Raw genomic sequence first — 10,377 nt, 5'->3', positions numbered from 1 at the left:
ATATAGATTATTTRAAAACTTATATAAGTAAAAATATTATTAAAATGTATTAGAAGAGAAGAGTAGTAAACTATAAAAAACATATTTTGAATAGTAATTTAGAAAGATTGGAATAATAAATATAAAAAAAAGAGAGTGTAAGTTGATGAGACTTACACTCTAAAAAATATATATACTTTGATTATTGATTGTATTAAATCCTACTAGTGAGCGGGAGGTAAGATTTAATTATAAATTTTATTTGAAGTTATAAATTAAGCCATTTTTCCGTGGAATGTTCTGTTTATAACGTCTAATTGTTGTTCCTTAGTTAACTTGATGAAGTTTACAGCGTATCCTGAAACTCTTATAGTTAATTGAGGATATTTTTCTGGATGTTCCATAGCATCTTCTAAAGTAGCTCTATCAAATACGTTAACGTTTAAGTGATGAGCTCCATCTCCGAAGTATCCATCCATCATGCAAGAAAGGTTTCTAACTCTTTCGCTCATGTCTTTTCCTAAAGCACCAGGTACTATAGAGAAAGTATTAGATATACCATCTTGAGAATGCTCGTATGGTAATTTAGCAACAGATGATAATGAAGCTAACGCACCACTATTATCTCTTCCGTGCATTGGGTTTGCTCCTGGAGCGAATGGAGCACCAGCTCTTCTACCACATGGAGTGTTACCAGTTTTCTTACCGTAAACAACGTTTGAAGTTATAGTTAATACTGATTGAGTATGAACTGAATTTCTATAAGTTTTGTTCTTTCTTATTTTGTTCATCATAGACTCAACTAAGTAGCAAGCTATTTCGTCAACTCTATCATCGTTGTTTCCGTATTTTGGATAGTCTCCTTCTATTTCGAAGTCAACAGCTATACCAGCTTCGTTTCTTATAGTTTTAACTTTAGCATGTTTTATAGCAGATAATGAGTCAGCAGCAACTGATAAACCAGCTATACCACAAGCCATAGTTCTGAATACATCTCTGTCATGTAAAGCCATTTCTAATGCTTCATAAGAGTACTTATCATGCATGTAGTGGATTACGTTTAATGTATTTACGTATAAGTTAGCTAACCAATCAGTGAATGGTTCGAATCTTGCCATTACTTCATCGTAATCTAAGTATTCAGAAGTTATTGGTTCGAATCTTGGTCCTACTTGAGCACCTGATTTTTCATCAACCCCACCGTTTATAGCGTATAATAATGTTTTAGCTAAGTTAACTCTAGCACCGAAGAATTGCATTTGCTTACCAACTCTCATTGCAGATACACAACAAGCTATAGCGTAGTCATCTCCCCAGTAAGGTCTCATTAAGTCGTCGTTTTCATATTGAACTGAACTTGTATCTATAGATACTTTAGAACAGAAGTCTTTGAATCCTTGTGGGAAATCTTTAGACCAAAGTACTGTTAAGTTTGGTTCTGGAGATGGTCCTATAGTGTAAAGAGTATTTAAAACCCTGAATGAAGTTTTAGTTACTAATGTTCTACCATCTATACCTTGTCCACCTATAGATTCTGTTACCCAAGTTGGGTCTCCTGAGAATAATTCATTGTAATCTGGAGTTCTTAAGAATTTAACCATTCTTAATTTCATAACGAAGTGGTCCATTAATTCTTGAACTTCTTCTTCAGTTATAGTACCAGCAGCTAAATCTCTTTCGAAGTATATATCTAAGAAAGTAGAAGTTCTACCTATTGACATAGCAGCACCATTTTGATCTTTTATAGCTGCTAAGTAAGCGAAGTATAACCATTGTACAGCTTCTCTTGAGTTAGTAGCTGGTCCAGATATATCGAATCCGTAAGATTCAGCCATTCTCTTTAATGCTTTTAAAGCTTTTATTTGATCAGATATTTCTTCTCTTAATCTTATTACATCTTCATCTATGCAAGAAACTTCTAAAGATAATTTTTGTTGTTCCTTATCTTCTATTAATCTATCAACACCGTATAAAGCAACTCTTCTGTAGTCCCCTATTATTCTACCTCTTCCGTAAGCATCTGGAAGACCAGTTATTATACCAGATTTTCTAGCAGCTCTCATTTCTGAAGTATAAGCATCGAAAACTCCTTGGTTATGAGTCTTTCTGTACTTAGTGAATATTTCACTTACTTCTGGATCACATTTGAATCCGTAAGCTTCACAAGCAGACTCAACCATTCTTATACCACCTTCTGGCATTATAGCTCTCTTTAAAGGTGCATCAGTTTGTAAACCTACTACAGTTTCCTTATCTTTATTTATATATCCAGGTGCATAAGCATCTATAGCAGATACTGTTTTAGTATCAACATCTAGAGTACCACCATTTTCTCTTTCCTTTTTGAATAATTCCATTACTTCATCCCATAATTGCTTAGTGTTTTCAGTTGCACCAGCTAAGAAAGAGTCATCTCCTTCATATGGAGTGTAGTTTGCTTGAATGAACCCTCTAACATCTATTTCTTTAGTCCATTTACCTTCTTTAAATCCTTGCCATGCTTTCATTTGAATAGCCTCCTATAAGTTAAGGTTTTAAATTTTTTTATTTTTGTTTGTTATATTTATATTAAATCTAGCTAGATAATTTTTAACAATATAATAATAACATATGATTAGTATTTTGTATACAAGAAAATATATTCGAAAAATTAGTTATTTTGTCGTTATAGTCGTAATATATGTAAGTTATTGTATATTTTCAAACCTTATTGTTTTTTTATTATTTTATTATATTGTATATGCAAATGTATAAAAATAATAGCATATATATGATCACTCTGAATATCTATTAATATAAGGGGGTGTTTGTATATGATTGGTAAAATAATACTATTTTTTATCGGATTTTTCTTAATTACAAAAGGGGCTGATATATTTATAAACTGCACAGTAGATATAGGAAAGAAAACTAATATATCAGAAATTATATTAGGTGCTACTATAGTAAGTTTTGCTACTACATTGCCTGAACTTACAGTGTCATTATTTGCATCTTTAGATGGACATACTACCATGAGTTTGGGAAATGCAGTTGGATCAATTATTTGTAATACAGGATTAATTTTAGGTTTAGTAGCATTTATAAGTCCTTTTAAAGTTGATAAGAATATGTTTTTGTCTAAGTCAGTATTGTTATTAGTTTGTGTCGTATTATTACTTTTATTAGGAATAGATAAGAATATAACAAAATTAGATTCAATACCACTTTTACTTATGCTTGTAATATATATGTATTCAAATTATAAAAGTGTAGGAGGAGATAGTAGTAAATCTAAGAGTAATAATTTATCTAAAGCTAAAAGTAATAATAGCTTAGGTGAATGGTCAAAGGTAGTTTTACTTTTTGCTTTAGGTTTAATTATGATGGTTATAGGCTCAAGATTATTAGTAGATAATGGTGTAATAATAGCAGAATGGATTGGTGTACCTCAAGGAGTAATAAGTCTTACAGTTATAGCACTTGGAACATCTTTACCAGAATTAGTATCATCGCTAACTGCGATAAAGAAAAATCATCATGCAATATCTGTTGGAAATGTATTAGGTGCAAACATACTAAATATAGTATCTGTAATAGGAATATCTTCTATACCAAATGATATACCTATATTATCTCAAAATATGAATATAGATTTTCCTTTTATGATATTATTACTACTTACATTAATATTACCAACTATTAAGAATAATAAATTGTATAGACTACAAGGTTTAATAATGCTGACTATTTACTTAATATATATAGGAACTTTATAACATGTAAATAGGTAAGAAATATATTTTATATCATCCTGAATATTATACATATGAGAAGGGTAAAATATTAATTGCATATTATCTCAAATAAATATATAATGGATAGGTTAGATAAACTGATAACGGAAAGGAAACAACATATGAATATAATAAAATTTGAAGACTTACCAATAAGTGATGATATAAAAAGAGCTGTAATAGAAATGGGATTTGAAGAACCATCTCCGATACAATCACAGTCTATACCTGTGATTTTATCGGGTAAAGATGTTATAGGACAAGCTCAAACAGGTACGGGAAAAACAGCGGCATTCAGTATACCAGTATTAGAAATGATAAATCCTGAAGAGAAAAATTTACAAGCAGTAGTTCTTTGTCCGACTAGAGAACTTGCAATACAAGTTTCAACTGAAATAAGAAAAATAGGTAAATATATGCACGGAATAAAAAGTTTACCTGTATATGGTGGACAGCCAATAGAAAGACAAATAAAGGCATTAAAGGGTGGAGTTCAAATAGTAATAGGTACTCCAGGACGTGTTATAGACCATATAAACCGTAAAACATTAAAAATGGATAATGTAAAAATGGTTATATTAGATGAAGCTGATGAAATGTTAGATATGGGATTCAGAGAAGATATAGAGATGATTCTAAGTAAAACTCCAGAAGAAAGACAAACTACTTTCTTCTCAGCTACTATGCCAAAAGGTATATTAGAGTTAACTAAAAAATATCAAAAAGATCCAGAACATATAAAAGTTGTTAGAAAAGAACTTACAGTTCCTAACATAAAGCAATATTATATAGAAACAAGATCGGCTAATAAATTAGAAGTATTAAGTAGATTAATAGATGTATATAATCCTAAATTATCTGTAGTTTTCTGTAATACTAAAAAAGGTGCAGATGAATTAGTTAGTGATTTACAAGCAAGAGGATACTTTGCAGATGCATTACACGGTGACTTAAAGCAAACACAAAGAGATATAGTAATGGATAAGTTCAGAAATGGAACAATAGATATACTAGTAGCTACAGATGTTGCAGCTAGAGGTATAGATGTTGATGATGTTGAAGCTGTATTTAACTACGATTTACCACAAGATGAAGAGTACTATGTACACAGAATCGGTAGAACTGGTAGAGCAGGTAGAAGTGGTATATCATTCTCATTCGTATTTGGAAAAGAAATGAGAAAAATGAGAGATATAGAAAGATATACTAAAACTAAATTAGTTAAGCATGATATACCATCAGTTGCTGATGTTGAAGAAAAGAAAGTAAGTACATTCTTTAATCAAGTTAAAGAGGTTGTAGAAGCAGGTCATCTAACTAAGCAAATACAATGGTTAGAAAACTTCTGTTCAGAATCAGAAACTGAGTATGGTGTAGTTGATATAGCAGCGGCTCTTTTAAAGATAGCTTTAGGTGATGAAGAGAAGCAAGAAATAGTTGAAGAGCCATCAAGAAATCGTAGAGAAGGACGTTCAAAGTCTAAAGATACTGGAGCTAGAGAAGGTATGATAAGACTATTTATAAATGTTGGTAGAAATCAAAGAGTTCAAGCTAAAGATATATTAGGAGCTATAGCTGGAGAAGTTGGAATACCTGGTAAATTAGTTGGAACAATAGATATATATGACAAATATACTTTCGTTGAAGTACCTAAGCAAAATGCTAAAAAGGTATTAGAAAAAATGAAAGATATAAAAATAAAAGGAAATAAGATAAATATAGAAAGAGCTAACAGAAAAAGAAAATAATTAATTTATAGGAGTATTGTAGATATTACATATTAATTGTTGGATTGAAATCTAATAATTAAATTGTAGTACATGCAATAATACTTATGGATGATAGAGAAATATGGTAATTAAATCTTATTAATCTTAACTTAATATGGTAGAGATATATCTAATATGAGTATTCAAATAACAGATAAGAAGTTTTTTAAGACACAATAAAACAAAAGTAGTTAAATTTTATTGAAGGATAATATTTAATACTATAGAATTCATAATATATTAACACTTTATATAATATAGGGGGAAAATACTAATGATAAGATGTTCTTTAGAAGAAAAAAATTTAGTTATAGAATTTTTAGCTAGTGAACTGGACCATCATATAACTAATGAAGTTAGAGATAAAATAGATATTATATTAGATTCTAAATCAGTTAAAAATATAGTATTTGATTTTAAAAATATTAGATTTATGGATTCATCAGGTATAGGTGTAATTATAGGTAGATACAAAAAAATTTCCAATGAAGGTGGAAAAGTATCAGTAGTAAATGTAAATGATAGAGTAAAAAAAATATTTAACTTATCAGGTATGAATAAAATAATAAACATCTACGATACATATGAAGAAGTAGCAAGTTCTTTGTAAGGGGGAATATATTATGAATAATATTATGGAAGTGAAATTTTCTGCCAAATCTGAAAATGAAAGTTTAGCAAGAGTTATAGTTGCATCTTTTGCAGCTAAGCTAGATCCAACATTAGATGAAATAGCGGATATAAAAACTGCTGTATCAGAGGCTGTTACCAATTCTATTATACATGGGTATGATGAAGATGAATCAAAATTTGTATATTTAAGATGTGAGATACATAATAACACTATAAAAGTAGTAATAGAAGATAGAGGACATGGAATAGAAGATATTTCAATGGCTATGCAACCACTTTATACATCAAAGCCAGAACTTGAAAGGTCAGGTATGGGGTTTACTGTAATGGAAAGTTTTATGGATGATGTAACGGTAAGTTCAATAAAAGATGAAGGAACAAAAATAGTTATGACAAAAAATATAAACTTGCCTGAATAAAGACCAAAAAGAATAGAGGTTTTATTATGGGGATAACTGCAAAAAAACAAGAAAAAAAAGCATTACTTAGCCATGAAGAAACTCTTGAACTTATTGAAAAAGTTCAAAATAATGGTGATGAAAGGGCTAAGGAGATATTAATAGAAAATAATTTAGGCCTAGTTAGAAGTGTTGTGTCAAAATTTTTAAACATAGGCTATGATAGAGATGATTTATTCCAATTAGGGTCAATAGGTTTAATTAAAGCTATATATAAATTTGATTCAAGATTTAATGTAAAATTCTCTACATATGCAGTTCCTATGATACTAGGTGAAATAAAAAGGTATTTAAGAGATGATGGTATGGTAAAAGTATCTAGGTCTCTAAAGCAAATAGCAATAAAAGCAAAAACTACAAGTGAGGCTTTAAGTAAAAAGTTAGGTAGAGAACCAAGTATAGAAGAATTAGCAAAAGAATTAGATGTAGAAAAGGAAGATTTAGTAATGGCAATGGAGTCTAATTTTTCTGTTGAATACTTACATGGGGTAATACATGAGGAAGAAGGTTCTCCAATATGTCTAATAGATAAAATAAGTCAAAAGGGTGAAAGTGAAGAAGAAAAAGTTGTAGAAAATCTCTTACTTAAAGAAGTACTTGGAAAACTAGAAAAAAGAGAAAGACAAATAATAATGTTAAGATATTTTGAAGATAGAACTCAAAGTGAAATTGGAGAATTATTAAATATATCCCAAGTTCAGGTTTCTAGAATCGAGAAGAAAGTATTGTCAAAATTAAAATCATATATTAGTTAACTAAGATAAATCCTTAATTTATATTTAGATTAAGGGTTTATTTTTTTTTGTTTAAGAAATAATAAATAAAAGGGAGGTTTTATATGGAAGATATTTACTTAATACCTATAAGGTTAAATCCATTTAACTTTACTACAAAAAAGATTTACTTAAAAGATATTTATTATATATATCCAAAAGAGTATGAACAAGAAATAGGAAATATATGTATAAGAAATTATGAAAACCAAAATTCAAATTATGATGTTATACATATAGGTGAAGTGATTGATAAAGTAAAGAAAAAGATATCTACTGCTCATATAACATTTTTGAAAACTGATGATGTAATAATATTTTTCAATAGCAATAAAAAAGATAGAACCAAATATTTAAGGGTTTTGTTGGTATCTATAGTTGTTCTCATGGGGTCTATAATGGGAATAATGAATTTTCATGCAGATGTAAATATGATACATTCTCAAAGTACTATGGTTAATGCACTAACTAAAAATCCTAAGAAGTATTTACCTTATTTTCAAATACCATATTCAATAGGCATAGGATTAGGAGTTGCACTTTTTTTTAATAAGTTTATTCCTACTTATGCTAAAAATGAACCTAGCCCTTTGGATTTAAAAATGAAATCTTTAAATAAAGAAATTGAAAATGAGCTTAGAAATACTAAGTAAGAGGCTTAAAATTGAAATTATTTTTAATAGTATTTGGGTTATCATCTGGAATAATGGTAGGTGCAGGCGTGATTGCACTATTAATATTAGTTGGAATAATACCACGAATGGCCCAGATAAGTAATACAAGGTCATTTATAAACTTTTATGAAAAGATAATAGTTATAGGTGCTTTATTAGGGTCTTTAATATCTATTCAAAATATAAGCATATCAATAGGTAAAATAGGGGTATTAATACTAGGACTTTCATATGGAATATTTATAGGATTTTTAAGTTCAGGACTAACTGAAATACTAGATTACATACCAATAGTATCAAGGCGATTAAAAATACCAACTTTATATTTAAAATATATAATAATATCTTTATTAATAGGCAAAATTATAGGAGCTATCATAGGATGGAGAATAATAGAAGGAGGATGAAAACTTGGGTAAAAATTATAAAAAATATGTAGATGAAATTAGCCCTAAACCAACCTATTTAAAAAACTATACATTAGCATTTATAGTTGGTGGAATCATTTGTGTAATAGGACAGATAATAAATGATTTATATTCAAAAATTGGTAATTTAGATAAGCTATCAGCAGGAACAGCAACTTCTATGACACTAATATTTATAGGTGCTCTTTTAACTGGATTAGGAGTATACGATTTAATAGGAAAGAGAGCAGGAGCTGGATCAATAGTTCCAATAACAGGATTTGCTAATTCTATAGTATCTCCAGCTATGGAGTTTAAAAGAGAAGGTTTTGTTTTAGGTGTTGGAGCTAATTTATTTAAAATTGCAGGACCAGTATTAGTGTATGGAATAGGATCGTCTATTATATGTGGATTTTTCTATTATATTTTTACTCTTATAAAATAAGGAGATGAAAATATGGCAAATAAAAGAGTAGGAAAAAGAACTGTAAAATTACAAAATAATCCAACGATAATATCAGCAGCATCTATAGTAGGACCTAAGGAAGGTGATGGACCTTTAAAAGATTATTTTGATATTATTTTAGATGATGATTTATATGGAGAAAAGTCATGGGAATTGGCTGAAAGTAAGATGGTTCAAACAGCTATGCAAGTTGCAGTTAAAAAGGCAGGTAAAAAACTCGAGGAGGTAAATTATCTTTTAGGTGGGGATTTAATAAATCAAATACTACCAGCATCATTTGCAGCAAGAGAACTTGGCATACCATTTTTTGGTATATATGGTGCTTGTTCAACGATGGCTGAAGGAATGTGTTTAAATGCAATGCTTATTGATGGTGGATTTGCAGATTTAGTACTATCGGGCACATCAAGTCATTACTGTACAGCTGAGAGGCAATTTAGATTTCCTTTAGAGTTAGGAAATCAAAAACCAATGACAGCGCAATGGACTGTAACTGGTGCAGGGTCAGTATTAATAGCTCCAAATGAAAAAGGTCCTAAAATAAGATATATAACCGTTGGAAAAGTAATAGATGAAGGTATCGATGATGGAAATAATATGGGAGCCGCTATGGCACCAGCAGCTATAGATACAATATATTCATATTTTAATGATACAAAGGATGACCCAAATAGTTTTGATATAATTGCAACTGGAGATTTAGGAACATTAGGAAAACAAATAACAGAAGATTTTCTAAAGAAAAAGGGCATTGATATATCAAATGTTTATACAGACTGTGGTATAGAGATGTTTAATTTAGAAAAACAAGATGTACATTGTGGAGGTAGTGGATGTGGATGTTCTGCAACTGTATTTGCAGGATATATTTATCAAAAATTATTAAAAAAAGAGTTTAATAAAGTAATGCTAGTGTCTACAGGTGCTTTATTATCTCCAACTAGTACACTGCAAAAACAAACAATACCATGTGTTGCACATGCTGTAGTTATTGAAAATGATTAGGGGGTGGATGAATTTGTTATTAGATTATATAAAAGTATTTTTTGTAGGAGGAATTATTTGTTTAATTGCACAAATACTGATGGATTATTTTAAAATGCAGTCACCATATGTATTGGTTAGCTATGTTACAATTGGTGTAATTTTAAGCTTTTTAGGTATTTATGAACCTATTGTTGAGTTTGGAGGTTCTGGTGCAACGGTACCTATAATAGGATTTGGTCATACATTAGCTAAAGGTACTAAAATGGCAATAGATAAAGATGGACTACTTGGTGTTTTTACAGGAGGTTTAACAGCATGTGGTGGAGGTATAGCTGCAGCAATATTCTTTGGATATATTATGGCAGTTGTATTTACACCAAAAGCAAAACCTTAAAACTATATAAATATTAATAACTTAAAATAAAAGTATTATTAAAAATAAATTACAATTTAAT

The 10,377-nt window shown here is 29.5% G+C and carries 11 protein-coding genes; 10 read left to right on the top strand and 1 reads right to left on the bottom strand.

Translation table 11 applies throughout. From position 1 onward, the window contains the following. Nucleotides 1-254 precede the first annotated feature (254 nt). Nucleotides 255-2,486 carry a formate C-acetyltransferase gene (gene pflB, locus G3997_RS08885; protein ID WP_296645424.1) on the bottom strand — a complete coding sequence of 744 codons (2,232 nt, stop codon included), beginning with the start codon at nucleotides 2,484-2,486 and terminating at the stop codon, nucleotides 255-257. A 306-nt stretch (nucleotides 2,487-2,792) separates the two neighbouring features. Between pflB and G3997_RS08880 the strand changes: the two genes are divergently transcribed. The 10 genes from G3997_RS08880 to spoVAE all read left to right on the top strand — a co-directional run bounded on the left by G3997_RS08880 (nucleotide 2,793) and on the right by spoVAE (nucleotide 10,316). Continuing rightward, entirely contained in the window at nucleotides 2,793-3,737 is a 945-nt protein-coding gene (locus tag G3997_RS08880; RefSeq protein ID WP_296645423.1) for a calcium/sodium antiporter, read from the top strand. Between the two features lie 140 nt (nucleotides 3,738-3,877). Beyond that, nucleotides 3,878-5,503 carry a DEAD/DEAH box helicase gene (locus tag G3997_RS08875; RefSeq protein WP_296645422.1) on the top strand — a complete coding sequence of 542 codons (1,626 nt, stop codon included), beginning with the start codon at nucleotides 3,878-3,880 and terminating at the stop codon, nucleotides 5,501-5,503. Nucleotides 5,504-5,798: 295 nt separating this feature from the next. Beyond that, the gene (gene spoIIAA / locus G3997_RS08870; protein ID WP_296645421.1) at nucleotides 5,799-6,134 is read left to right on the top strand and encodes an anti-sigma F factor antagonist; all 336 of its coding nucleotides are present in this window, start codon (nucleotides 5,799-5,801) and stop codon (nucleotides 6,132-6,134) included. 13 nt (nucleotides 6,135-6,147) lie between these two features. Beyond that, entirely contained in the window at nucleotides 6,148-6,576 is a 429-nt protein-coding gene (spoIIAB, locus tag G3997_RS08865) for an anti-sigma F factor (RefSeq protein WP_296645420.1), read from the top strand. Between the two features lie 26 nt (nucleotides 6,577-6,602). Next, nucleotides 6,603-7,370, top strand: a complete 768-nt coding sequence (gene sigF / locus G3997_RS08860) for an RNA polymerase sporulation sigma factor SigF (RefSeq protein ID WP_296645419.1) — start codon at nucleotides 6,603-6,605, stop codon at nucleotides 7,368-7,370. A gap of 83 nt (nucleotides 7,371-7,453) precedes the next feature. Beyond that, nucleotides 7,454-8,041, top strand: a complete 588-nt coding sequence (locus tag G3997_RS08855) for a stage V sporulation protein AA (protein WP_296645418.1) — start codon at nucleotides 7,454-7,456, stop codon at nucleotides 8,039-8,041. An 11-nt stretch (nucleotides 8,042-8,052) separates the two neighbouring features. After that, a complete protein-coding gene (locus tag G3997_RS08850; protein WP_296645417.1) occupies nucleotides 8,053-8,469 on the top strand; it encodes a stage V sporulation protein AB in 417 nt (138 codons plus the stop codon). A gap of 4 nt (nucleotides 8,470-8,473) precedes the next feature. Further along, on the top strand, nucleotides 8,474-8,914 hold the full coding sequence (gene spoVAC / locus G3997_RS08845) for a stage V sporulation protein AC (protein WP_296645416.1): 441 nt from the start codon (nucleotides 8,474-8,476) through the stop codon (nucleotides 8,912-8,914). Nucleotides 8,915-8,926: 12 nt separating this feature from the next. Then, nucleotides 8,927-9,940, top strand: coding sequence for a stage V sporulation protein AD (gene spoVAD, locus G3997_RS08840; RefSeq protein WP_296645415.1), 1,014 nt, complete (start codon nucleotides 8,927-8,929; stop codon nucleotides 9,938-9,940). A gap of 13 nt (nucleotides 9,941-9,953) precedes the next feature. Then, nucleotides 9,954-10,316, top strand: coding sequence for a stage V sporulation protein AE (gene spoVAE / locus G3997_RS08835; protein ID WP_296645414.1), 363 nt, complete (start codon nucleotides 9,954-9,956; stop codon nucleotides 10,314-10,316). Nucleotides 10,317-10,377 lie beyond the last annotated feature (61 nt).

The sequence above is a fragment of the Romboutsia sp. 13368 genome, assembly GCF_018336475.1.
Lineage (GTDB): Bacteria > Bacillota > Clostridia > Peptostreptococcales > Peptostreptococcaceae > Romboutsia.
This window is presented reverse-complemented; position numbering and strand designations above follow the sequence as displayed.